The sequence below is a fragment of the Exiguobacterium sp. R-17 genome (assembly GCF_049913315.1).
In the GTDB taxonomy this organism is placed as follows: Bacteria; Bacillota; Bacilli; order Exiguobacteriales; family Exiguobacteriaceae; genus Exiguobacterium_A.
Window position 1 is genome coordinate 252,448 of record NZ_CP184372.1, and the last position, 24,208, is coordinate 276,655.

The window sequence follows — 24,208 nt, forward strand, 5'->3', positions numbered from 1 at the left end:
ACTTCATGAAATATCTTATCGCACTACTCGGACTGGCTATCGTTTTCGGCTTGGCACTCCTTGTCAGCAGCAATCGTAAAGGCATCAAATTGAAACCGCTTGCGGTCATGCTAGTTCTTCAGCTCGTACTTGGGTTCATTTTACTCAATACATCGTTCGGATATATCGTCATTCGTGGCGTCGCGAAAGTCTTTGAAAAACTGCTGAGTTATGCGGCAATCGGGATTGATTTCGTCTTTGGTGGACTAGCGAACGAAGGTGCACAACCGTTCTTCATTAACGTCTTGCTACCAATCGTTTTCATCTCTGCCTTGATCGGAATTTTGCAATTCACAAAGATTTTACCGATCTTGATGCGCGGAATTGGTTTCGTCTTGTCGAAAATCAACGGGATGGGGCGTCTCGAGTCTTACAACGCGGTTGCTTCAGCTGCGATCGGACAATCAGAAGTATTCATCACAGTAAAAAAACAAATTGGTCAATTACCAGCAAACCGTCTTTACACATTGTGTGCATCAGCAATGTCGACGGTTTCGATGTCAATCGTCGGTGCGTACATGACGATGGTAGAACCAAAATATGTCGTTACAGCAATCGTCTTGAACTTGTTCGGTGGTTTCATGATCGTCTCAATCATCAACCCATACACGGTTGACCCGGAAGAAGATATTCTTGAAATCGTCGAAGAGAAGCAAACGTTTTTCGAAATGCTCGGCGAATACATCATGGATGGATTCAAAGTCGCAATCATCGTTGGTGCGATGTTGATCGGCTATAATGCTTTGATTGGAATGGTCAACGATATCTTCCTGATGGTTCTCGATATCTCGTTCCAAGAAATTCTCGGATACATCTTTGCACCATTCGCATTCATCATGGGTGTTCCATGGGCGGAAGCCGTCAGTGCCGGTAGTGTCATGGCCACGAAATTGATCACGAATGAATTTGTCGCGATGTTAAGCCTTCCTGAGTACACGAAAGAGTTCTCGGAACGTACACTCGGAATCGTTTCTGTCTTCTTGATCTCGTTCGCGAACTTCTCGTCGATCGGAATCATCGCTGGTGCGGTTAAAGGATTGAATGATCGCCAAGGAAGCGTTGCAGCTAGTTTTGGTTTGAAATTACTGTATGGTGCAACTCTCGTCAGCGTCTTGACGTCAATCGTCGTCAGCGTCTTGCTGTAATCGTTACACATGTAAAAGAGCAATGGATCAGCAAATCCATTGCTCTTTTTGTCTATTATTTCGTTTCACCGTGCGAAGCAATTCCGACGCGGACGCGATGGTGGGTTCCGTCACGGTAGACTTCGTAAGCGAACTGCGCGACATTTTCCCGGGGAATCGGTCCTGTCGATGCAGTGAAGCGTGTCGTCTCAATCAACAAGTCGTCAGCAGCAAGTGCTTTATCTTCCGTCAATTGTGTTGGGCAGATGACGGTGAAGTCGACGTCTGCATCCTTTAAAGTCAAATAAGCTTTCAAGTGATCCTCGGCTGCAATCGTCGAGCGGCGACGGGACTCACTCGATTGGAAACGATACTTCCCAGGTTCTTCTGATGCATCGAGAATGCCTGCTGTACCGATGAAGACGATCCGTTCGATGCCTGCTTCCTTCATCTTCGTGACAAGATGCGGAATCGCTGTCGAGAGGACCTGCTGTTGATCGGTACCGAGACAACTGAAGACAGCGGTACTTCCCGCGAGTGCTTGTTCGAGATCGTCCGGATTTGTCGCGTCTCCCGTCAGGATATGAAGGCAATCGTGAACTGGTAAGTCCGACGACACGGAACGCACGAGTGCTTGGACATCGTAGCCATCTTTTAATAATCGATCAATCAAAGGGCGACCCGTTCGACCGGTCGCACCAAGTACAGTAACAGTAGTCATAAGTTTTCCTCCTTAGAGATCAAGTAGATGGGAAAAAGAGACGTGCGGTAGCGACCGGACGTCTCTTTTTGATTATTTATCTGCAAACATGACGCCAGCTTGACCATAATCTGTTTTTTCCATCTCTTCGATGAAGACCGTGATGTTTTCTTTTGGAGCATTTGTCGTTTCTGATACCGCTTCCGTGACTTTTTCAATCAAGGCACGTTTTTGTTCGACTGTACGACCCGATAACATTTTAACCGTAACATATGGCATGACTTCATTTCCCCCTCTAACATGATGACGATACGCCATCAGTATAGCGCATTCGATAGGGGATTCGTCAATTCGAACATCGTTTTCGAAAAAGAAGGGTATAAGGTAGGAGCTATTCTTGTCGGAAGCGAAGGTAGTCATACACATACGGCAGAAAAGGAGAGACATAATGGACGCGATCATACGAAAAAAAATTCATACGCTACTGATTTTTGATCGGACGTTACCAGAAGATACAGCTTATCCATTGTCTGGCCCTAAAGGACTCGAGGTTGCAGATATCGTCTTTGAACAGAACATCCCGTTCGGTCGACTCGTAACGGATAAAAAACTCGCTCAACTGCTGAATCAAAAAGAAGCGAAGCGATACGGGATGCTGACATTGCTTGAGGACGATGTACGTTTCAAACCGTTGTTTCAAAATCGAAAACCGACAGCCGACATGGAAGAAGAGGTTGAGGCAAAGGTGCGAGAACTGGCGCATCAGTTACGTGCGATTCGGTCGCAGTGTTCTTCGCTGGAACGTCTCTTTTTATTCGGTCGTGCAGCGCAAACCCTGTTTGATCGTGCTTTGCTTCATCTCGAAGAGGTCAATCCCCCAGCCCACGAGGAGATTGCATCCATGACGTGTTATCGTCTCCCGACGATTCGCCGAGCGACAGAGGATCAATTACAGTTACTCCGTTACGAGTGACTGGTTGCAGACACCTCGGAATGCGGTATGATAGAAGCAACAGGAATAAAAGGGGACAAAACACGATGGAAAAAAAGATTAACTTCAATATCATTTCAGATAACTCTACAGACGGTCACGGAGGATTCGGTGTCGGAACACTCAGTTTAAATAGTATGTCACCAGTCATCATTTCTCCGGAAGACGGTGAAGCTTACATCGATATGGGTGCGATGCACGCAAAAGCAGCAATCGAGAAACGCGTCAAATTCACGACGGATAAAGCCGATACACCGAACGGTAAATTGTACTGGATCGTCTGGGTGACAGTCGGCCGTAAGCCAGAAGGCTTCTATTACGGTGGTGTCGCTGCGTGCGATCTGTTAGTCGATGCGGAAGCGCGTCGCGGATTCAAGATTCTTGCCGACCACGTCAATAAGATGGATAAATCCCTTAAAGGACGGATCGTCGTCGATCACATGGATGAGCGTTCAAAGGAATTGTTACGTGATTTCTTACAGACTCATAAACCTGAGATGTGGGAAAATGCTGACACTGCTTTACATGAAGCGTTGGTCTAAACAAAAGAACGTGTGCCGCGGCACACGTTCTTTTTTCATGGTCGTTTCAGCGTCAAGACGACGAGTTCTGGATGATTGAACAGACGAAACGGAAACAGGCTGTTCCCGAGACCACGACTGACGATCAGTTCCGTCTGCTGTTCCTGATAGCGGCCTGCCGTCACGGTTGGAAAGAATCCTTGACCAGGCGCATACAGACCTTCCGTAAAAGGTAAGCGGATCTGTCCGCCGTGGGCGTGACCGGATAAGACGAGATCAACGGAACGCTCTGCATACAAGGATTTATATTCCGGACGATGCGCAAGCAGGAGCTGGAACGCATCAGGCGATACGTCTTGCAGTGCTTGATTGAGACTTTGACGAATCCCATCCGGTTCTGATAGTCCTTCGCGCCAACGTGTCGTCGTCGGATCATCGATACCCAGTAACGAAATCGATTGTCCTTTATACTCGATGACACGCGTTTCATTCCGAAGAACGGTGACACCGAGCTGCTCAAGTTTCGGTAAAATCGTTAAATTTCGTCGGACTTCATGATTCCCGGTGACGAAGTAGACAGGGTATCGATCGACGAGCGCTTTCATAAGTGTAAGGGCAGCTTCTTCTCCGTTTCGCCTCGAGTCAATCAAATCGCCAGTCATGACGACGAGATCTGGTGATTTACGACTAATTTTTTTCAATAGTCGTTGTTGATCCGATCCGAACGCTTTGCCATGTAAGTCGGCGATTTGAACGACGCGATAGCCATCAAATGATTTTGGCAAGCGACCCGACGTCACTGTGATCTCTGAGACGTCGATGACGTTATTTTCACGATATAAAAACCAACTACCTAGGGCGAGAATCCCAAGGGATACGAGCCAACGTGTACGTTTTCGCATGAGTCACCTCATTTCTTTCTGTTCAGCATAATTCAGGATAACAAAAAAGACCTCCTTCCGTATGCGACGGAAGGAGGAGTTCAAAACAATTTAAGCATCTTGCTTCAAATCAGTTACTTCTTTTTGGGCATCAGGTTCATCTGATAACTCCTTAAATAGAGCGATAATCATCATACCGACGACGAAGATGAACGGAAAGGCGGCAAGAACTGAAGCAGCCTGCAAGGCGCTCAATCCTCCGGCATAAAGTAAGACAGCGGCAATCGAAGACTGGAGAACACCCCAAGCGAGCTTAATGCGTAAGCTTGGCATGAGACTACCACCAGACGAAAGCATCCCGAGAACATATGTCGCGGAGTCAGCCGAAGTAATGAAGAACGTCGTGATCAAGAAGACAGCGACGATACTGAGGAATGTGCCTAATCCACCGAATGTCTCAAACAGAGCGAACATGCCGGTTTCGACTCCTTTATCGTTAACCGTCGTGATCAAATTGACGTTTTGGAACAGTTCATTCCAAATTGCTGATCCACCAAAAACAGAGAACCAAAGCAATCCGAAAATCGTTGGGACGAGCATGATTCCGATGACGAACTCACGAATCGTTCGTCCCTTCGAGACACGAGCAATAAACGTACCGACGAATGGTGACCATGAAATCCACCACGCCCAGTAGAAGATCGTCCAATCGTTGATCCAGCCGCGTTCATCTGGATTAAAAGCAGATGCGCGGAAGCTCATGACTGGTAAATTTTGCAGATAAGCTCCTGTCGTTTGGACGAAGAGGTCCATGATGAAACTAAACGGTCCGAGGAAAAGGACGGCGACCATCAGTAGAACAGCAAGAACAATGTTGGCGTTACTGAGACGAACGATTCCTTTATCAAGACCAGATGCGGCACTCATCATATAAAGGACAGAGACGATCACGATAATGATCATTTGTGTAGCGAATGAGTTCGGAATACTACTTGTCAAGAAGTTCAGTCCACCTGAGATTTGTTGCGCACCGAGACCAAGTGACGTCGCGACACCGAACGCCGTTGCGACGATGGCGAGTACTTCGACGGTACCTTTACCGGCTGAAGCGAACTGAGGCTTCATCAATGAAGCAACCGTGTCGCCAATCGTAGCAGGACGTCCTTTTCGGAATGTCGAGTACGCGATGGCAAGTCCGACGATCGCATACAAGGCCCACGGATGTAATCCCCAGTGGAAGAACGAATAGCGCATCGCGAGTCGTGCCGCTTCCGTCGGATCATCCGTTGCGACCGGCGGTGTATGGAAATGCGTCAAAGGCTCTGAGACACCCCAGAAGACAAGACCAATTCCCATACCAGCGCTGAAGAGCATGGCAAACCAAGAAATGAGACCATATTCAGGTCGGTCCGAATCCTTACCGAGTCGGATGGAACCGAAGCGGGAAAAGATTAAAAAGATAGCAATGATTAAAAAAGCACTCATGCCGAGAAGATAAAGCCAGCCAAATCCGTCAGAGACAAAGGATTGTGCTTGAGCTGTGACATTTCCGAGACTAGCTGCACCGATTAGGGATTCCGGTAAGATTCCCCATATGGTAAAGAGCACACAGAAAATGACGGATACCATAAAGACTTTTGTAACCTTACTTTTTCGATTATTTTCCATCGTGTTCCACACCTTCTTTCGAATTTTACATGGTTGTTCTGTATCAATTGATGACAACGACATTATCATTACCCCGTGCATCCGATAACAAAACCTAATCACGCAGGGTACTACCGTAACAAACACTTTGGTGAAAAAGCAAATCGTTTGGGAAATGAAACCATAGAAACTAGGGAATTACCAGAGAGGAAAGGTGTAAAATGGCGGATAATCAAATGTTTAAAATGATTTTTAAATAGTGAAAGGAAAGACGTTAATATTCTTATTTCCCGTTTTACTTAAAAACTAACGTAATGACTAATCTGAGCAAATCAGAGGCGGTCCGAAATCAGATTTGATATAACAAGAGCAGTCATCACTTTGAAGGAGGCATTTCCCATGGAAAAACAACAACAAAAACAAGCGATTCTTGAAGCATTTCAATCTCGTCATGCGACAAAGGCATTTAATGGTCAAGTGATCCCAGAAGACGATTTCCGGTTCATCTTGGAAACGGCGCGTCTGTCACCGAGTTCGTTCGGATATGAGCCATGGAACATGCTCGTCATTCAAAATCCAGAAATCCGAGAAGCCTTAAAAGAAATTTCTTGGGGCGCACAAGGACAATTGCCGACAGCGAGTCACTTCGTCTTGTTCCTCGCTCGGACAGGAGAACAAATGCAGGCAGATGGTCCACATGTCACGCAGATGATGGATTTCCTTGGTCTATCTGAAGAAGCGAAAGCCGGACGGACGAAGCGTTACGGTCTGTTTTTAAAGGAGGATTTCGCGATCGGTCATAACCCGAAAGCGATGGAAGACTGGGCAGCAAAACAAGCCTATATCGCACTTGGGAACATGATGTCGACGGCGGCACAAATCGGAATCGATTCATGCCCAATCGAAGGATTCGACCAGCAAGCCGTCGAGCAATTACTCCTCGATCGTGGACTCCTCGATCGTTCTGTTTTTACGGTTCCGGTCATGGTCGCATTTGGTTACCGGGCAGACGAACCGAAACGTGATAAGCAACGTCGCCCGCTTGATGAAATCGTAACGTTCGTCGAATAAACACGGAAGACAAAAATTTTCAAATTATATAGAAGTTTCTTTCGAAATTCGGTATACTCGCATTTGTATGATTAAGAAGCGCCGTAAACGCCACTCGCATACGAACAACTTTTGTCTTGATGAAAGAAAGGGGTTCTATCGCAAATGGAACAAAAATTAAAGTTATGGTTCACGGAACACCAAACGGAAGATTACGGTATCACATTCCGTGTCAACCACGTTTATGAGAGCGAACAAACGGAGTTTCAACGCCTAGAGATGGTTGAAACGGACGAGTTCGGTACGATGTTGTTACTTGACGGAATGGTCATGACGACAGATAAGGACGAGTTCGTTTACCACGAGATGGTCGCGCACGTCCCATTGTTCACACACCCGAATCCAAAATCGGTTCTGGTCGTTGGTGGAGGAGACGGCGGAGTCATCCGTGAAGTCTTGAAACACCCGTCCGTCGAAAAAGCTGTTTTGGTTGAAATCGACGGAAAAGTCATCGAGTATTCGAAAAAATACCTCCCGAACATCGCAGGTGGATTGGATGATGCACGCGTCGAAGTCATCGTTGGGGATGGATTCATGCATATCGCAGAAGCAGAAAACGAGTATGATGTCATCATGGTCGATTCGACAGAACCAGTTGGTCCAGCGGTCAACTTGTTCACGAAAGGCTTCTACTCTGGTATTTCAAAAGCATTAAAAGAAGACGGTATTTTCGTCGCACAATCGGATAACCCATGGTTCACACCAGACTTGATCCGTGATGTTCAACGCGACGTCAAAGAAATCTTCCCGATCACGAAGCTCTACATCGCTAACGTTCCGACATACCCAAGTGGTCTTTGGACGTTTACGATCGGATCAAAGAAACACGATCCGCTTGCTGTCGTACCAGAGCGTTTCCACGAGATCGATACGAAGTATTACACGCCTGAGCTTCACACGGCAGCATTCGCGCTTCCGAAGTTCGTTAAAGATTTGACGAACGGCTGAGTTCAGTCACTATAGCACACATGAACAGAGCGGTTTCGATCTTCGAAATCGCTCTGTTGTCAGGTAAAGAGGCGTTTGCAGCAGCAAACGACCAATGAACAGGGGGAATGGATCATGCGTTTTGATGAAGCATATTCAGGAAAAGTCTTTATCGCGAGTCAACCGACTCACGAGGATGCAAAAGGAATTTTATACGGCATGCCGATGGACTGGACGGTCAGTTTCCGTCCCGGTTCACGATTCGGTCCGGCACGTATCCGTGAAGTCTCACTTGGTTTAGAAGAATATAGCCCGTACTTAGATGGCGACATCGCCGACGCGAAGTTGTTTGACGCGGGAGATATCCCGTTACCATTCGGGAATGCACAAAAATCACTTGATATGATTGAAGAATACGTCGATTCATTACTGGCAGCAGGCAAGTTCCCGCTCGGTATGGGTGGCGAACATTTAGTCACGTGGCCAGTCGTCAAAGCGTTCGATAAACACTATGATGATTTTGTTGTGCTTCACTTTGATGCGCATACGGACTTGCGTGACGAGTACGAAGGTGAGCCGTTGTCACACTCGACGCCACTCAAGAAAATCGCGAACTTGATCGGACCGGAGAACTGCTATTCGTTCGGAATCCGTTCGGGGATGAAAGAAGAGTTCGAATGGGCGAAGACGTCAGGCTACAACCTTTTCAAATACGAGATCGTCGAGCCGCTTCGTCAAGTTCTTCCAACACTTGCCGGGAAAAAGGTCTACGTCACGATCGACATCGATGTCCTTGATCCGTCAGCAGCACCAGGAACAGGGACACAAGAAATCGGTGGGGTGACGACGAAGGAACTACTCGAAGTCGTTCACATGATTGCACGAGCAGACGTCGACGTCATCGGAGCTGATTTGGTAGAAGTATGCCCAGCGTATGATCAATCGGATATGACAGCGATCGCAGCAGCAAAAGTGTTGCGCGAGATGATGATTGGATTCATTAAATAAATAGACAAAGGAGACCAGACGTGATGTCGGTCTCTTTTGTTTTGTTCAGAAGAAGAACTGAACGACTCCGAATGCACCGAATCCGATGATCAGACTGACAGATGTCTATTGGACGACGCGCAGAACGGACGTCGCAATCTGGTGTTTAAGCAGGTGTGTGATGTTTGCCAGGATGCTCCCCCAGGTGGCAGAACCAAGAAAAATACCGATTAGAAACAAAACGGCATCCTGTTCGCTCGTCATCGGATTCAAGAACGTCAGAAGTAAAACGGACAGGTAGGCACTTAACCGTGACGAGGCTGTATCATAACTAACCTTCTTTTCAATTGATTTGTTATGTATTTTATTTCGAAAACAAAAAGAAAGTCAGTGTGTTTTCAAAACAAGTTCATAGCACACTGAAATCTTTACACATATACGGAAGTATCTTAAGTTTAAGATGTCACCACGACGGAAATATTCTTAAGTGTAAGAACATTGGTTTGAGAGCGATGTACATTTGACAATCAGAAAGGTGGAAAAAAGATGAAGAAACTCTTATCGTTTGTGACTGCTACGTTACTGTTTGCACTATTCGTGCTTCCGGTAGGCGCAGCAGATGACGCAATGGTTCGTGTCATTCATGCTTCACCAGATGCTCCGGCAGTCGATATCGCGGTCGATGGCAAAAAAGCCGTATCAGGAGCAAAATTCAAAGATGTTACAGATTACCTCACACTACCAGCTGGCGAACATAAAGTAGAAGTATTCGCTGCAGGAACAACAAAAGATCCTGTGCTCTCTCAAACACTCAATGTGGAAGCTGGTAAATTCTATTCTGTCGCAGCAATCGGTAAACTTGCTGATATTAAACTTGCTGTCATGGAAGACAACGGCAAAGGCGAAGACGGCAAATCAATGGTCCGTGTCGCACACTTTGCACCAGATGCACCTGCTGTTGATGTCGCACCAAAAGGTGGAGACCCACTCTTTAGCAACCTTGAATTCTCAAAAGTCTCTGACTACGGTACACTCGATGCAGGTACGTATGACCTTGAAGTCCGCCCTGCAGGCGCAACGGATGTCGTCAAAGCACTTGATGGCGTCAAACTCGACAGTGGCAAAAACTATACAGCTCTCGCAATCGGTTTACTAGAAGGCGAGCCAGCGTTTGATGTTCTCTTAATTCCAGATGGCGGTGAAATGGCATCAATGCCAGATACAGGACTTGGTGGTTCTGCTGATACGACTTCTGCTACACCATGGGCAGTCGCAGCAGCAGCTGCCTTGTTAGTAGGAACAGCGTATGTCGTCCGTCGTAAACAAAACGCTTAAGAGTAGTCTGCTTCTCTTACTCGTATTAGCCGGATGCCAATCGGGATCACCTCCAGGTACTACAAAGCCGGAAAAACCAAAACAAACTGAAACGACGTCTTCTTCGTCCACTTCATCCGAAATGGTGGACGAAGAAGCATTCATTCCAACGCGTATTATGATTCCGACGCTCGATGTGAAAGCAAACATCGAAGTCGTCGGGAAGGATAAGCAAGGACGGATGGATGTGCCAAAAAAAACGGATCAAGTCGCGTGGTATAAATACGGTGCGAAAGCCGGTCAAACCGGAAATGTCGTATTAGCAGGACATCTAGACGATGAAAAGGGACCTGCTGTCTTTTATGATTTAGCTAAGATGAAAAAAGGGCAACGGATTGAAGTGGCAGGGAAAGCGGGACAACAGGTGTCATACGTGGTGACGAACGTCATGTCCTATCCTGTCGATGAAGCACCAGTCGGATCAATCTTTGGTGCGACCGTCATGAACAAACTGACGCTCATTTCATGCATTGGTACGTTTACAAACTCAAAAGGGTACGATCAACGTCTTGTCGTCACGGCAGAACAAGACAATTAAAAAAACAGGTCTCTCACTTCGGCTATGACCGAAAAAGAGAGACCTGTTTTTTTTAGTGTGTTTCTGAAGCTGCGACAAGATCCGTCGTCAGTTTCGTCAAGCCTTGCGTCGTTTTACTGAGACCTTGGATCGTCTCGACGATTTGTCCAAGGTTTTCTTTATTACGACCGAACAACGTCAGTGAGTTTTCCATTTCACTCTTAACGGTTTGGATTCCTTGTTTGACTTGTTGCAATTCTTGCTGAGATGCAGTGTTGGCGCGTGTGATGTCTTCCATCTGAGAAACCAGTTGTGTAATGTTGCCATTGTTCTTTTGAATCAGACCATTGATGCTGCTACTTAATGACTTGGCATTTTCAGCAAGGTTCCGGACTTCCGTCGCTACGACAGCGAATCCTTTACCGTGTTCACCGGCGCGGGCTGCTTCAATCGAAGCATTTAACGCGAGTAAGTTCGTTTGATTGGCGATCGCTTCGATGCTTTGTGTCATCTGGACGATCTCATCCGACGTCGTTTTCAATTCGTGGATGCTTTCAAGCGAAGTACCAACTTGTTGTGTTGATTGAGCGAATTGTTGCTCCATCTGTTGCATCTGTCGTTCGTTAGCAATCGTCATTTGGACGAGTTGCTGGCTCGTCTGCTCCGTCTGATCTGTTTCTGCCAACACTTGTGAAGCACGTCGGCTCGTTTCGATGATGGCATGATCCGTATGTTCGACGGAGCTTGCGACTTCTTGACTGACACGAACGACGTCTGTCAGCAGTTGACGGCGCGACTCGTTCGCTGCCGTTACTTCATGAAGACGAGAATCGACGTACTGACTCGTTACGATTTGAGCATCTAAGTTCATCGCGTGAGTCAATGCAAGCACGGCTGTTGTCAGTTGCGCTGGGTCATGCTGATAATGTTCGACGATTTTAGGAATCAACAACGTCTGAAACGCAGCATATGAAGCGATGAACCAAGTGACGGGAACGAAGTTGTGTTTATGCGTCTGTCCCATCCGTGTCCGCATCGCAAGGAAGGATTCATCCATGTTTCCTGTCAGAAGACTCGTGAAGTAGTCCGCAAAGACTTTTTTCAATCGTTCGCGTGTCGATGATTGTTTCGCGATCGTTGCCATCTCTGGATTCAATAATAGATGGTCAAGCACTTGCTCGAGGACCTCATCTAAGATGCCTTGAACGACAGGTGCCATCGATTTAAGTGTCTGTAGCTGTTCTTCTGTATACCCCATGTATACGAGACGAGATGTAAGATCAGGATCTGCCGTCTTCGTGATGAGATGAGAATCAGGAAAGCCGATTGTAGCTTGATAAACCGAAGTAGTCTTACTTTTAAAAGGATTGCGCACGTAGTTGCCTCCAATACTCAAGATGTGAATAAAATGATGTCTGTTTCTTATCGGTTCATCTTGACGAAGCGATACTAGTTTTCGAAAAAAAGACGAGAATATTGAAAAACATTGACCGGAAACAAAAAAACTCATGGCAAGTGCCATGAGGAGAATGAAAAAAGACAGGATTAGACCGGTTGATCTTCCTGGAATGCTTTTTTGGCGTCCACGATCGAGCGCATTCGTTGAACGCAGGTTTGAACGAATTGAATATCGATGGAGGTGAAACGGGTGACAGGTCCACGGGCTGACTCGGCACTGAATGTGAAGGTTCCGAGATTCCAAAGTTCGATTTTGAATCGTTTTCCTTTGTTGTCGTCGAAGTATTCTACGAATTCGATTTTCGGTACCATACGACCCCCTCCTTACTCCGTATATTCCCGCTTTTCAAAAAATAAAAAAGCCAAACTGCGTGTTAGAAGCAGTTTGGCATGGATGTTTAAGCAGTCGGCACATCATAGCCGATCTCTTCGATTGCATCGACGAGGCGCTCACGAGGAACGTCTTCATGCTGTACCGTCACTTGGTTTTGTTCCAGTGAGACAGTAGCATGTTGTACACCTTCGACTTCAGATAAAGCTGATTCGACACTCGCTTTACAGTGATTGCATGTCATACCGATAACAGATAATGTTGTTTCTTTCATGATGAAGTTCCTCCTTCAGATAGTGGGGTACGTTTTAATCGTAACGCATTCGTCACGACAGAGACAGAACTGAATGCCATGGCGGCGCCCGCAAGCCAAGGAGCAAGCAGACCAAGAAAAGCAACAGGGATGCCGATCGTATTGTAGCCGAGTGCGAAAACGAGATTTTGACGAATGTTTTTCATTGTCTGCTCACTTAGTTCGATCGCAAGTAAAACTTGTTTTAAATCGTGTCCAAGCAACGTCACGTCGGCTGCTTCGAGGGCGACATCCGTGCCGCTGCCGAGCGCGATGCCGACGTCCGCCGTTACAAGAGCGGGAGCATCATTGATACCGTCTCCGACCATCGCGACACGTTTTGTTTGTTGAAGTGACTGAATGACATCTGCCTTTTCAACAGGTAAGACGTCAGCAAAGACGAACGCTCGATCGAGTCCGAGTTCTTCTGCTAGATGATCAGCAACTTCACGACGATCACCGGTCAAGAGATACACGTCCTTAGTCTCTCGCAATCGCTGGATTGTTTCTTTCGCTGAATCTTTTAACGCGTCACGGATGGCATATCCGGCAGCGACTTCTCCATCGACGGCGACATACACGAGTGTCGCTCCGAGTGACGTCCAGTCAGGAAGGGTGATGTTTCGTTCCTGGATCATTCGCGCTGAACCAACGATCAAATCATGTCCCATGATTTGTCCCGTGATCCCACGTCCTGATTCGACATGGAACTGTTCGATATCAAAGACGACATCCCGCTCTGCTGTGATGGCACGGGCAAGAGGATGTTCGGATTGACGTTCGAGCGCGGCAGCGAAATCGAGCGCTGTCTCCGTGCCAAACGTCTCGACGACGACAGGGCGACCGACTGTCAATGTTCCAGTCTTATCAAAGACGACAGCATCGACATGTTGGAGGTTCTCCAGTTGAGCACCGCCTTTAAAGAGAATCCCTCGTTCCGCTCCTTTTCCGGTTCCGACCATGATTGAAGTTGGTGTCGCAAGCCCGAGTGCACACGGACAGGCGATAACGAGAACCGCGATGGCAGGACGAATCGCTTCTGCAAAGGAACCGGTGAACATCCACCAAGCGGCTAACGTCAGAAGCGCAATGGCAACGACGATCGGTACGAACACACCAGAAATCCGATCGGCTTGGCGCTGAATCGGCGCTTTTTCGGTCTGCGCTTGCTCGACGACGCGAATGATTTGTGCGAGAACCGTTGCTTGCCCGATCTTTGTCGCCTCGATTTGTAAGGAACCGTTCGTATTCAGCGTACCACCAATGACGGATGCGCCAACAGTTTTATGAACAGGAACGGATTCACCGGTCAACATCGACTCATCGAGATACGCATCACCTGCGCGAACAATACCGTCTGTCGGAATTTTATTTCCGGGTTTTACGAGCAACACCATCCCGGCTTGGATCGCCTCAATTGAAACGATCCGTTCCTGCCCATCTTCCAAAACGATGGCTTCTTTCGCTTGTAAGGAAAGCAGACTTTTAATCGCTCCTGTCGTCTGTTGTTTCGCACGGTCTTCGAGAACCTTCCCAAGCAAGACGAGTGTAATCAGAATCGCACTTGTCTCAAAGTAGAGGTGTGGCATATCAGAGACGAACAGCATTTCAGCAACGGAATAGAAGTAGGCTGCCGATGTCCCGAGCGCGACAAGGACATCCATGTTAGCACTCCCGCTCCGTAAGCTTTTATAAGCCCCGATATAAAAGGGCGCACCGATGATGAATTGAACCGGTGTCGCTAAAGCAAATTGTAGCCACGGGTTCATCAAAAATGGAAGATGGAATGGACTATTTGGAATATGTGTCAGCATGCTCGCGAGCAAAGGGAGCGAAAGAACGGCTGCGATGACGAAGCGATACAGCATCCGACGATTCGATTTTGTTGCGTGTGGTGCTTGTTTGACCGTGGCCTCGTAGCCGATTTTGCGAATTTTTTCGATAATCGCTTGATCATCATAGGCATCAGAAATCGAGACACGAGCCGTCTCGAGTGGTAAGTTGACCGTTGCTTCGACGCCGTCCATCCGGTTCAGGACTTTTTCAATCCGAGCGGAACAGGCGGCACATGTCATCCCTTCAATATCAAACTCAATCGTTTTTGACATCAGAAAACCCTCCTTACTTTTTCAGACGGGCAATGACTGCCATCAACTCATCGACGTAAGCGTCCGTACTGTCTTGACGAGTCGCGACCTCATGCATGCACATTTTGACGTGGCGTTCGATGATTTGTAGTTCGACCTGTCGAAGTGCTGCTTGAATCGATGCGGTTTGCGTCAAAATGTCGATACAATACCGGTCTTCAGAAACCATGTTGGCAATCCCGCGGACTTGTCCTTCGATACGCTTTAATCGTTTCATTAAAGCGTCTTGTTCTTCATGTGTTCGTGGGACGACAGGGTGATCGTGTGCCATAGTCGTGCCTCCTTTAGTAATCTTGTTGTTATCTTTACTCTAACATATAGGTATGGGGGGTACCAGTATATAGCTCAAACAATAAAAAAAGCAGTCGCGAGAGGCGACTGCTTTTGCACTTATTGATTGGAGACTTGCGGTTTGACGATCGTTTCGTTCAATGAGCGTTGATCGCTAATGATGTCTTCAGCTTGTGTCGCCCGTTTAATGAAGAAGGCGAGGACGAATGCTAGACCAGCAATGAACGTCGAGATGAAGAACGCATAGTTGATTCCGTCAAGCGTCGCTTGCATCGTAATCTGCTGTTTTAAAGCAGCAGCTGCTTCAGCTGTCGGTTGACTTGTCATGTTCTTCGCCGCTTCGGCCGCGAGCTCTGTGCCACGAGTCTTAGCATGCGTTGACATGATCGTAACAAGCAACGCCGTTCCGATTGCACCAGATACTTGTTGCAACGTATTGTTCATCGCTGTGCCGTGTGGATAATAGCGTGTTGGTAACTGATTCAAACCGTTCGTTGAGACCGGCATCATGACCATTGACATCCCGAACATCCGTAACGAATACAGGATGATCAGATGGGTATACGTCGTATCCATCTCAAGTTGACTGAAGTAATAACTCGTGACGACTGTGATGAACAAACCAGTCAATGCAAGAGGACGACCACCAATCTTATCAAACAGCTTCCCGTTGATCGGTGACATGACGGCCATCAAGATGGCACCCGGTAACAGCATGAGACCCGCATCAAGTGGTGAAATACCGCGAATCGTCTGGACATAGATCGGAAGCAATAACATGCCCGAGAACATCGCCATCGTGACGACCATCGAGATCGCAGAAGACAAGGCGAACATCGGGTAACGATAAATCTTGAAGTTGAGCATCGGACGTTCCATATGCAGCTGACGATAAATGAATGTCACGAGTGCGATGACCCCGACGATCAGTGCTCCATAGACGTGGAAACTATCCCAACCTTTAGAGCCGGCAGAACTGAATCCGTACAATAAGCCACCGAAACCAAGTGACGAAAGTGCCACGGAAGCCAGATCGATCCGAGTGGCAGACCGTTCCTTGACGTCACGAAGTAAGAAGAAACCAGCGACGAGAACGATCAAGGCGATTGGTGTGATGAAGTGGAACAACATCCGCCAATCATAGTGCTCGATGATCCAACCAGACAACGTCGGTCCGATCGCTGGAGCCCCCATCATAATCAATCCGAAGAAGCCCATCGCAGTCCCGCGTTTTTCAATCGGGAAACTGACGAGCATGACGTTCATCAGTAGCGGCATCATGATGGCAGAACCCGACGCTTGAATCATCCGTCCTGCGAGCAACACAGGGAAGACGTCTGCGAATCCGGCAAGAATCGTTCCGGTCGAGAAGAGGGTCATCGCGAGTAAGAACAAGCGACGAACCGAATACTTTTGAATCAAGAAAGCAGATGTCGGAATCAAGACACCATTGACGAGCATGAAACCAGTCGACAGCCATTGAGCAGTAGCTGGTTCGATCGCTAGATCCTTCATGATTGAAGGAAGGGCGATGTTGAGCAAGGTATTATTTAAGAAAGCGATGAATGCCCCGATCATCAAAACGGCGAGGATGCCGTAAGGAGCGCGAGCTGTGTGAGTTGCACTTTGTTGCATGAATATCCTCCTAACTAAACTAACGGTACAGATTTATATACGGTCGTTCTATCTGTAGTTTATCTTAATCCGATTTAGTTCGAATTACAAATAATAATAGCTAAGAAAGATAATTTTATTTTTTATGTAGTTTTGAAAGCGTTTTTCTAAATGAGGAGAATGATTCGTAGGAAATAAAAAAGCGCAATCCTTCTCGTTAGAGGAAAATTGCGCTTTGTCTTTAGTTTGAAACAGCCAGAAGCTTGTTTCATAGTTAGCGTTACTGAACGTTCGTTTCGAGTGCATCCTTTGTAATGTCGTAGTGAGATGCTGTCCAGACAGATTTGCCGTCCTGAATGAAAAGAACTTGTGGCGACTCATGTCGGACATTATAGTGTTCAGCGATGTGATTCGATAAGGTCCGAGCTTCTTGGACGAAGAGATATGCTGTCGGAACAGATGTTTCATCCGCGAACTTCGTATACTCTGAGAATCCTGCGGCACTGATCGGACACGTCGTACTGTGTTTGCAAATCACGAACGCGCTATGTTCGGACGCAAATTGATCAAAATCAGAAATAGACTGCAGTTTACGTGGTTGTGTCATAATATATCACCCTCCATACGTCCGGAGACGTTCACTTAACTTTAGATTTTCCCGGTAATCGACCGGACAGTCAATCAATACGGGTCCATCGCTCGCGAAAGCTTGATCAAGACAATGGGCAAGCGAACCGTGTTCACCGACGCGAAGTCCAAGCGCACCGAAAGCATGAGCCAGTTGAACGAGATCCGGATTATCAAAGGTGATGTACGATGATTTTCCATATGCTTGTTGTTGTTTCCATTCGATGAGACCATATGTCCCGTCTCGCCAAATTAATACGACGAGTGGCAGCTTCAAACGAACGGCGGTCTCGAGGTCCTGACCGTTCATAAGAAAAGCTCCGTCTCCAGCGGCGCAGACGATACGTCGGTCGGGGTAGAGAAGTTTGGCTGCGAGTGCACTCGATAAACCATAGCCCATTGAAGCAAACCCATTCGAAATGAACAATTGATCTGGATGTGTCGTTTGATAATGGCGAGCGAGCCAGACTTTATGTGCTCCGACATCCGAGAAAACCATTCCGGCTTCACCAACCGTCCGTTCGAGCTCACGAACGATGCTTTGAGGATGTAAAGGAAGCGCGAGGGAATATGTTTCTTGAATCTCTTGGCGCAACTTATCACGATTCCGTTGCCAACCGTTCCAGGAACGCTTTGGAAGCAGTGGTGTCAAAACGGTCAATACATCTGAAAGATTGCCGACTAGATTTGCAACGACTGGATAGTAGGCATCGATTTCGTGAGGGTTCGTATCCAGATGAACGACCGGCGTCTTTTTCGGATTCCATTTTTCCGGGGGCAGTTCCGTAATGTCATAACCAATCGTAATGATTAAATCACTCGCATCAAGAATTCGTTGGTTGTAATCAACATCCGGCAAACCGATCGTATGCGCGGCAAGCGGATGTTGTGAGGAGATGGAGCCTTTTCCCATCATTGTCTCGACGACCGGAGCATCCAGCTGTTCGACGAATGCCCGAAACGCCTCAAGTGCGTGTTGACGATGAATCCCGAAACCGGCAATGATGACAGGACGTTGCGATCGCTCGATCAATCGTAAAACGTCCGGATCATCAATCGTCAACGGATGAAGATATGCCGGAGCACTGTCGTTTTTGACAGGAATCACAGGTTGATCTCGTTCTTGTTTTGCAACGTCTTCTGGGAAAGAGATATGCGTCGCTCCCGGCTTTTCGCTCTGTGCCGCCGCAAAGGCACGACGGACGATTTCCGGAATCACTTCTGGTGTCAGAACGGACGTACTTGACTTCGTGACCGGACGATATAGATCAACGAGATCAAACATTTGATGCGACGCTTTATGTTGCCGTGATAGTGCTCCTTGTCCTGTGATGGCAACGACAGGAGAATGGTCCATCGTTGCACTCGCAATTCCCGTCATCATGTTAGTCGCACCAGGACCAAGCGTCGATAAGCAGACACCCGGTCGTCCACTCAGGCGACCGAACATCGCTGCCATGAACGCAGCGTTCGTTTCGTGACGCGTCGTGATGAACGTGATCGACGAACGACTAAGTGATTCGAGCAATGTGATGTTCTCTTCACCGGGAACACCGAAGATATGCGTGATTCCCTCTGCCTCTAAACATTGGACGAACCAATCCGCCGCGTTCATGCTAGTCCACCGATTGAGATGTATTTTGTCTCGAGATACGCTTCGAGTCCTTCACTACCGCCTTCGCGTCCAAGACCGGATTGTTTCATTCCACCAAATGGTGCTTGTGCAGCAGAAGGAACCCCATCATTCCAGCCGACGATTCCATAATCAAGCCCTTCGATTGCACGAATGGCACGCGCGTAATCCTTCGTAAAGACGTATGAAGCGAGACCGAATGGTGTCTGGTTGGCGTAACGAACCGCTTCTTCATCAGAACTGACACGCTGGACGGGAGCGACAGGTCCGAACGTCTCCTCGTTCATGATCAACATGCCGGGTTTTACGTCAGCGAGCACGGTTGCTTCATAATAATAGACATCGTTCTCCTCGTCCGTTGTTCCTGTTCCACCCGTGACGACACGAGCACCGGCTGAAGTAGCGTCATCGACATGTTTTTTAACTTTATCGTAACCCGCTTTATTAATCATTGGACCGATCTTTGTTTCGGCATCCAGACCGTTCCCGGTTTTCAATTTTGCCGTCTCCTGACCGAGTTTTTCAACGAACGCGTCATAAATCGAATCAGATACATAGATCCGGTTTCCGCAGACACACGTCTGTCCGCCGTTTCGGAATTTCGACTTGATCGTCTCCGCAACAGCTAAATCGAGATCGCAATCATCAAAGACGAGAATCGGTGCATGTCCGCCGAGTTCAAGCGACATCGCTTTGATCGTCTCTGCTCCTTGAGCCATCAATGTCCGTCCGACTTCGGTCGAACCAGTGAAGGTGATCTTATCGACATGCGGATGTGTCGCGAGTGATTCACCGAGTGCTTTCCCGCTACCTGTAACGGCATTGACGACGCCTTCTGGAATCCCGACTTCCTGACAAAGTTCAAGTAAACGAAGTGCTGTTAATGGAGTCGCGGTGGGTGGTTTGATGACGAACGTACATCCGGCAACGAGAGCCGGAGCCAATTTTCGGGTAATCATGGCTGCTGGGAAATTCCATGGTGTGATCGCGGCGACGACACCAACCGGTTGTTTGATGACTTGAAGTCTTTTAGAAGCATCGTGTGTCGGTATGACACGTCCGTATGCCCGTTTTCCTTCCTCTGCGAACCATTTGACGAAGTTTGCCGCATACTGGACTTCACCTTCTGATTCAGCCAGCGGTTTCCCCATCTCAAGCGTCATTAACCGGGCGAGTTCATCTTTTTTCTCGATCATTTTGGCATAGAGTTTTTCCAAGAGTTCAGCGCGTTCATATACTGTCCGCTTCGACCATTCTGGAAAAGCCTTCCGTGCTGCTTCGACAGCATCATTGACGTCTGATTTTGTTCCGTTTGGTACGCTACCGACGACTTCTCCGGTTGCTGGATTCGTGACATCTGTCCGTTCTCGTCCGTGATCCAGCCATTGTCCACCAATAAAGAATTGTCCCTTCATCTTGAAAATCCCCCTTTTTTACGTGCATTGGTTAGGGTATACCCGAACGAATAAAAAAAGATTCATTTTGGAAAGGAAAGGTTATGCAAAAAGGTAGAAATTGACCGATAAACAGTGTAGGATGATTCAGTAAATGTAATGTAAATTCAACTGAAATATTCGATGTAAACGAAGAGTGATCCCCATTGATGTGAAATGGTGAAATCATCCTCGAGACATTGACTTTAAAAGTGGATTTGATAAGATAAAAGTAAAGGGTTTGCGCAATCGGTTGCGCAAAAACAAAATGAAGGACGAACAAATATACCTAACTCCTACTAATGACTCACCTACGAGAGGATTTCTAACACATGACACAAATGATACCGCGCCCTGAGACGGCCCAACAAACAATTACACGAGCTTGGTGGAAAGAAGCAGTAGCATACCAAATCTATCCACGCAGCTTTTATGACGCAAATAACGATGGAATCGGCGATATTCCGGGTATCATCGCAAAACTGGATTACTTGAAGGATCTTGGCGTCGACGTTTTGTGGATTTGTCCGATGTTCAAGTCACCGAACGATGATAACGGATATGATATCAGTGACTATGAAGACATTATGGATGAGTTCGGAACAATGGCAGACTTCGATCTCTTAATGGAAGAAGCGCATAAACGAGACATCAAAGTGTTACTTGATCTCGTCGTCAACCACACATCTGATGAACATCCATGGTTCCTTGAATCGCGTTCGTCAAAAGACAACGAGAAACGCGATTGGTACATCTGGAAAGATGCGATCAATGGAGGAGAACCGAACAACTGGGAAAGTATCTTCGGTGGATCAGCATGGGAATATGACGAGAAGACGGAGCAATACTTCCTGCACGTCTTCTCCCGTCGTCAGCCAGACTTGAACTGGCAAAACCGCGATATGCGTCAAGCGGTCTATACAATGATCAACTGGTGGCTTGATAAAGGCATCGATGGTTTCCGAATCGATGCGATCAGTCACATCAACAAGGATCAGTCGTTCGGCGATCTCCCGAACCCACTTGGTATGCCGTATGTGCCGTCGTTTGACATGCATATGAACGTCGAAGGCATCCATGCGTATCTTGAAGAGCTAAAGGATGAGACATTCTCGAAATACGACATCATGACTGTTGGGGAAGCAAACGGCGTCTCGCCGGAAGAAGCAGACCTTTGGGTCGGAGAAGAGAACGGCAAGATGAACATGGTCTTCCAGTTCGAGCACATGGATCTCTGGCGCGCAGATGCGGAAAAAGGCGTCGACGTCGTCAAACTGAAACAAGTGCTGACGAAGTGGCAAAAAGGACTTGAAGCGACCGGTTGGAATGCGTTGTACCTCGAAAACCACGATAAGGTTCGTTCGGTCTCCCTTTGGGGTGACGAGGAACAGTACTGGAAAGAGAGCGCGAAGTCGCTTGCGATGATGTATTTCTTCATGCAAGGCACACCGTTCATCTATCAAGGTCAGGAAATCGGGATGACGAACGTTCAGTTCCCGGATATTTCGGATTATGATGACGTCGCGACGAAAAACATGTATGAGATGCAACTCGCTTCCGGGAAGACACATGAGGAAATCATGGAAGTCATCTGGAACTCGTCCCGCGATAACTCACGTACACCGATGCAATGGACGAACGAGCAAAATGGTGGCTTCTCGAATCAATCCCCATGGTTCGGTGTTAACCCGAACTACGCGGACATCAATGTTGCGTCACAAGAACAAGACGAAGACTCGATTTTGAACTTCTATAAACGAATGATTCAAATCCGTAAGATGGAAGAGACATTGATTTATGGTGCGTATGATCTCATCTTACCGGAAGATACGAAAGTCTATGCCTATACACGGACGCTTGGTGACGAACAGTTCTTGATCGTTACGAACTTAAAAGGCGAAACAGCAGAAATCGATACGGATATCATTTTGCATTCGGATAATATGTTGCTTGGCAACTATCCGACGATGCACCACGAAGGAACAGAACTGGAACTTCGTCCATTCGAAGCTCGTCTGTACCGTGTGCGCTAATATGTTTTGAACGGATTCGAAGTACATCGAATCCGTTTTTTTGTTGTGCGTAAGCAGAAGATGCATCAGACGAAAAAATCGTGTACGCTAAACGATGAGGTGATAGAAGTGAAACCAGTAAAGTACTCGGTGTCATTACGACAGGTGACGACGATTGAAGATGGTCCGATGCGTGAATCGGTCGAACTTGAGGCGGACGGCACGTTGTTCGAAACAAAGGATGGTTTTGCCGTGAAATTCGTTCAACCGGATGAACAACCGATTGATACGACGATCAAATGGTCAAAAGACCAGATCGCCCTGAATCGTAAAGGTCCTGTTGCGATGCATCATGTTTTCATTTTAAAAGAGACGACTAAAAGCCAGTATGGCAGTCAGTTCGGTCAAATGTTGATGGAGACAGACACGGAGACGATTGAGATGAAACCGCAGCAGATGAAGTTTCGCTATACATTAAAAATGAATGGACAAGCAGTCGGTACGTATACGATTGATTTAACTTGGAAACGGAGTGAGACGAATGGCATTTGAACAAACAGTACGTCAAATGGAACAGATGTTGGAAGAGGAATGGTTCGAGTGGCTCGAGAACGATGAGCCGCGCTACAACGAATGGCGTGATCAACTCGAAGGACTCGCAGAGCATGTCATCACGGAATACAATCCGAAGGTCGATCCGGAGTCAATCGATACGCTACTTTTAATCAATGAAGAATTACCTGTCTTATACGGTGAAGATACCGTCATGCTGTATACAGCGCTTTTGAAAGCACGTCAGGAAGACGATCAAGTATACGAGCGTTACTTGACGATCCTGGGTGCGTTTGCGGACGAACAGCATCCAGCGATCCGTGAAGTCGAAAAGTTAGTCGCGAAAAAGGATTATAAAAATGCCTTCGCACGTGCAGTCCGTCTGCCACAGTCGCTCGGTCTAGAATAAACAATCAGTGGACCATCTTGTTTTAGATAAGGTGGTCTTTTTAGGAGGAAACGTCATGTATCCACTCTATCGAATCATCGTCGCGATCATCCGGAAGGGCGATCAACTGCTCATTGTCAACAATCAATCGGATCAGGACAATCGGTGGAGCTTACCCGGTGGACAGATTGAAGCTGGGGAGACACTCGAGCAAGCACTTCGTCGTGAGGTTGCTGAGGAGACTGGCTTGGCAGTCACATCATCGTCGTTTGCCTTCTTGACGGAGAACTTCATGCCAACTTATCAAGCGCACAGTCTCGTCACTTATTTTGATTGCGAGGTGAGCGGAGTACTCGATCCGAATGATCCTGATGAAGAAATTAGCGAGACGAAGTGGATCAATCAAAGGGAGCTAACGGAATACATCACAAGTGAGGATGTCCGTCTTCCGTTGTATACCTACTTAACAGAACAACACAAAGGTTATTATATGTTTGAAGAGATGAAGTGGTAAGCAAAAAGAACGGATCATCCTTATGAAGGAATGTATCCGTTCTTTTGCTTAGAATGTCCTATTAGACGAAGGAAATCTTGCTAAGCATGTCTATCGAA

General features: G+C 47.2%; 25 protein-coding genes. 12 read left to right on the plus strand and 13 right to left on the minus strand.

Annotated features, from left to right (window positions below; genetic code table 11):
- Positions 1 to 5: 5 nt before the first annotated feature.
- On the plus strand, positions 6 to 1,184 hold the full coding sequence (locus ACN9MT_RS01450) for a NupC/NupG family nucleoside CNT transporter (RefSeq protein ID WP_035411361.1): 1,179 nt from the start codon (positions 6 to 8) through the stop codon (positions 1,182 to 1,184).
- Positions 1,185 to 1,239: 55 nt separating this feature from the next.
- On the opposite strand, the gene ACN9MT_RS01455 is transcribed toward ACN9MT_RS01450, so the two are convergent.
- Together ACN9MT_RS01455 and ACN9MT_RS01460 are read right to left on the minus strand one after the other, a co-directional pair.
- A complete protein-coding gene (locus ACN9MT_RS01455; RefSeq protein ID WP_426272629.1) occupies positions 1,240 to 1,884 on the minus strand; it encodes an NAD(P)-dependent oxidoreductase in 645 nt (214 codons plus the stop codon).
- 72 nt (positions 1,885 to 1,956) lie between these two features.
- The gene (locus tag ACN9MT_RS01460) at positions 1,957 to 2,142 is read right to left on the minus strand and encodes a 2-hydroxymuconate tautomerase (protein WP_023466792.1); all 186 of its coding nucleotides are present in this window, start codon (positions 2,140 to 2,142) and stop codon (positions 1,957 to 1,959) included.
- 169 nt (positions 2,143 to 2,311) lie between these two features.
- Between ACN9MT_RS01460 and ACN9MT_RS01465 the strand changes: the two genes are divergently transcribed.
- Positions 2,312 to 2,836 carry a hypothetical protein gene (locus ACN9MT_RS01465; RefSeq protein ID WP_056064062.1) on the plus strand — a complete coding sequence of 175 codons (525 nt, stop codon included), beginning with the start codon at positions 2,312 to 2,314 and terminating at the stop codon, positions 2,834 to 2,836.
- A gap of 65 nt (positions 2,837 to 2,901) precedes the next feature.
- Positions 2,902 to 3,396, plus strand: coding sequence for a YwhD family protein (locus ACN9MT_RS01470; RefSeq protein WP_308102229.1), 495 nt, complete (start codon positions 2,902 to 2,904; stop codon positions 3,394 to 3,396).
- Between the two features lie 35 nt (positions 3,397 to 3,431).
- Here ACN9MT_RS01470 and ACN9MT_RS01475 read toward each other — a convergent pair whose 3' ends face one another.
- Complete coding sequence (locus ACN9MT_RS01475) at positions 3,432 to 4,277, minus strand: metallophosphoesterase (protein ID WP_069201494.1); 846 nt, start codon at positions 4,275 to 4,277, stop codon at positions 3,432 to 3,434.
- A gap of 90 nt (positions 4,278 to 4,367) precedes the next feature.
- Positions 4,368 to 5,924, minus strand: a complete 1,557-nt coding sequence (locus tag ACN9MT_RS01480; protein ID WP_426272630.1) for a BCCT family transporter — start codon at positions 5,922 to 5,924, stop codon at positions 4,368 to 4,370.
- Between the two features lie 378 nt (positions 5,925 to 6,302).
- Here ACN9MT_RS01480 and ACN9MT_RS01485 point away from each other — a divergent pair, with 378 nt between their 5' ends.
- From ACN9MT_RS01485 to ACN9MT_RS01505, 5 genes are all read left to right on the plus strand, one after another.
- The gene (locus ACN9MT_RS01485) at positions 6,303 to 6,974 is read left to right on the plus strand and encodes an NAD(P)H-dependent oxidoreductase (RefSeq protein WP_426272631.1); all 672 of its coding nucleotides are present in this window, start codon (positions 6,303 to 6,305) and stop codon (positions 6,972 to 6,974) included.
- A 144-nt stretch (positions 6,975 to 7,118) separates the two neighbouring features.
- Positions 7,119 to 7,961 (plus strand): polyamine aminopropyltransferase, encoded by an 843-nt coding sequence (speE, locus tag ACN9MT_RS01490; RefSeq protein WP_035411343.1) that lies wholly within the window; start codon positions 7,119 to 7,121, stop codon positions 7,959 to 7,961.
- 114 nt (positions 7,962 to 8,075) lie between these two features.
- Positions 8,076 to 8,948: an agmatinase gene (gene speB, locus ACN9MT_RS01495; protein ID WP_290773770.1), complete on the plus strand. Its 873-nt coding sequence runs from the start codon at positions 8,076 to 8,078 to the stop codon at positions 8,946 to 8,948.
- Positions 8,949 to 9,473: 525 nt separating this feature from the next.
- Positions 9,474 to 10,262, plus strand: coding sequence for a DUF4397 domain-containing protein (locus tag ACN9MT_RS01500; protein ID WP_035411338.1), 789 nt, complete (start codon positions 9,474 to 9,476; stop codon positions 10,260 to 10,262).
- Positions 10,234 to 10,839, plus strand: a complete 606-nt coding sequence (locus tag ACN9MT_RS01505) for a class F sortase (RefSeq protein ID WP_311247115.1) — start codon at positions 10,234 to 10,236, stop codon at positions 10,837 to 10,839. The genes ACN9MT_RS01500 and ACN9MT_RS01505 overlap by 29 nt, the downstream gene beginning before the upstream one ends.
- A gap of 52 nt (positions 10,840 to 10,891) precedes the next feature.
- On the opposite strand, the gene ACN9MT_RS01510 is transcribed toward ACN9MT_RS01505, so the two are convergent.
- From ACN9MT_RS01510 to ACN9MT_RS01550, 9 genes are all read right to left on the minus strand, one after another.
- The gene (locus ACN9MT_RS01510; RefSeq protein WP_426272632.1) at positions 10,892 to 12,193 is read right to left on the minus strand and encodes a protoglobin domain-containing protein; all 1,302 of its coding nucleotides are present in this window, start codon (positions 12,191 to 12,193) and stop codon (positions 10,892 to 10,894) included.
- A gap of 170 nt (positions 12,194 to 12,363) precedes the next feature.
- A complete protein-coding gene (locus ACN9MT_RS01515) occupies positions 12,364 to 12,588 on the minus strand; it encodes a hypothetical protein (protein ID WP_426272633.1) in 225 nt (74 codons plus the stop codon).
- An 86-nt stretch (positions 12,589 to 12,674) separates the two neighbouring features.
- Positions 12,675 to 12,881: a heavy-metal-associated domain-containing protein gene (locus ACN9MT_RS01520; RefSeq protein WP_023466808.1), complete on the minus strand. Its 207-nt coding sequence runs from the start codon at positions 12,879 to 12,881 to the stop codon at positions 12,675 to 12,677.
- Positions 12,878 to 15,007 carry a heavy metal translocating P-type ATPase gene (locus ACN9MT_RS01525; RefSeq protein WP_426272634.1) on the minus strand — a complete coding sequence of 710 codons (2,130 nt, stop codon included), beginning with the start codon at positions 15,005 to 15,007 and terminating at the stop codon, positions 12,878 to 12,880. The genes ACN9MT_RS01520 and ACN9MT_RS01525 overlap by 4 nt, the downstream gene beginning before the upstream one ends.
- Before the next feature lie 13 nt (positions 15,008 to 15,020).
- Positions 15,021 to 15,317, minus strand: a complete 297-nt coding sequence (locus ACN9MT_RS01530; RefSeq protein ID WP_035411326.1) for a metal-sensitive transcriptional regulator — start codon at positions 15,315 to 15,317, stop codon at positions 15,021 to 15,023.
- Between the two features lie 119 nt (positions 15,318 to 15,436).
- Positions 15,437 to 16,972 (minus strand): DHA2 family efflux MFS transporter permease subunit, encoded by a 1,536-nt coding sequence (locus ACN9MT_RS01535; protein ID WP_056064044.1) that lies wholly within the window; start codon positions 16,970 to 16,972, stop codon positions 15,437 to 15,439.
- 259 nt (positions 16,973 to 17,231) lie between these two features.
- Positions 17,232 to 17,558: a bacillithiol system redox-active protein YtxJ gene (gene ytxJ, locus ACN9MT_RS01540; RefSeq protein WP_035411320.1), complete on the minus strand. Its 327-nt coding sequence runs from the start codon at positions 17,556 to 17,558 to the stop codon at positions 17,232 to 17,234.
- Between the two features lie 6 nt (positions 17,559 to 17,564).
- Positions 17,565 to 19,193, minus strand: coding sequence for an acetolactate synthase large subunit (locus ACN9MT_RS01545; RefSeq protein ID WP_426272635.1), 1,629 nt, complete (start codon positions 19,191 to 19,193; stop codon positions 17,565 to 17,567).
- On the minus strand, positions 19,190 to 20,626 hold the full coding sequence (locus tag ACN9MT_RS01550; RefSeq protein ID WP_035411314.1) for an NAD-dependent succinate-semialdehyde dehydrogenase: 1,437 nt from the start codon (positions 20,624 to 20,626) through the stop codon (positions 19,190 to 19,192). The genes ACN9MT_RS01545 and ACN9MT_RS01550 overlap by 4 nt, the downstream gene beginning before the upstream one ends.
- A gap of 350 nt (positions 20,627 to 20,976) precedes the next feature.
- On the opposite strand from ACN9MT_RS01550, the gene ACN9MT_RS01555 reads away from it, so the two are divergent.
- The 4 genes from ACN9MT_RS01555 to ACN9MT_RS01570 all read left to right on the plus strand — a co-directional run bounded on the left by ACN9MT_RS01555 (position 20,977) and on the right by ACN9MT_RS01570 (position 24,110).
- The gene (locus ACN9MT_RS01555) at positions 20,977 to 22,677 is read left to right on the plus strand and encodes a glycoside hydrolase family 13 protein (protein ID WP_056064035.1); all 1,701 of its coding nucleotides are present in this window, start codon (positions 20,977 to 20,979) and stop codon (positions 22,675 to 22,677) included.
- 108 nt (positions 22,678 to 22,785) lie between these two features.
- Positions 22,786 to 23,208 (plus strand): DUF1934 domain-containing protein, encoded by a 423-nt coding sequence (locus tag ACN9MT_RS01560; protein ID WP_231496909.1) that lies wholly within the window; start codon positions 22,786 to 22,788, stop codon positions 23,206 to 23,208.
- Positions 23,198 to 23,617 carry a hypothetical protein gene (locus tag ACN9MT_RS01565; RefSeq protein ID WP_426272636.1) on the plus strand — a complete coding sequence of 140 codons (420 nt, stop codon included), beginning with the start codon at positions 23,198 to 23,200 and terminating at the stop codon, positions 23,615 to 23,617. The genes ACN9MT_RS01560 and ACN9MT_RS01565 overlap by 11 nt, the downstream gene beginning before the upstream one ends.
- Positions 23,618 to 23,672: 55 nt before the next feature.
- A complete protein-coding gene (locus tag ACN9MT_RS01570; protein ID WP_313489430.1) occupies positions 23,673 to 24,110 on the plus strand; it encodes an NUDIX hydrolase in 438 nt (145 codons plus the stop codon).
- Positions 24,111 to 24,208: the final 98 nt, after the last annotated feature.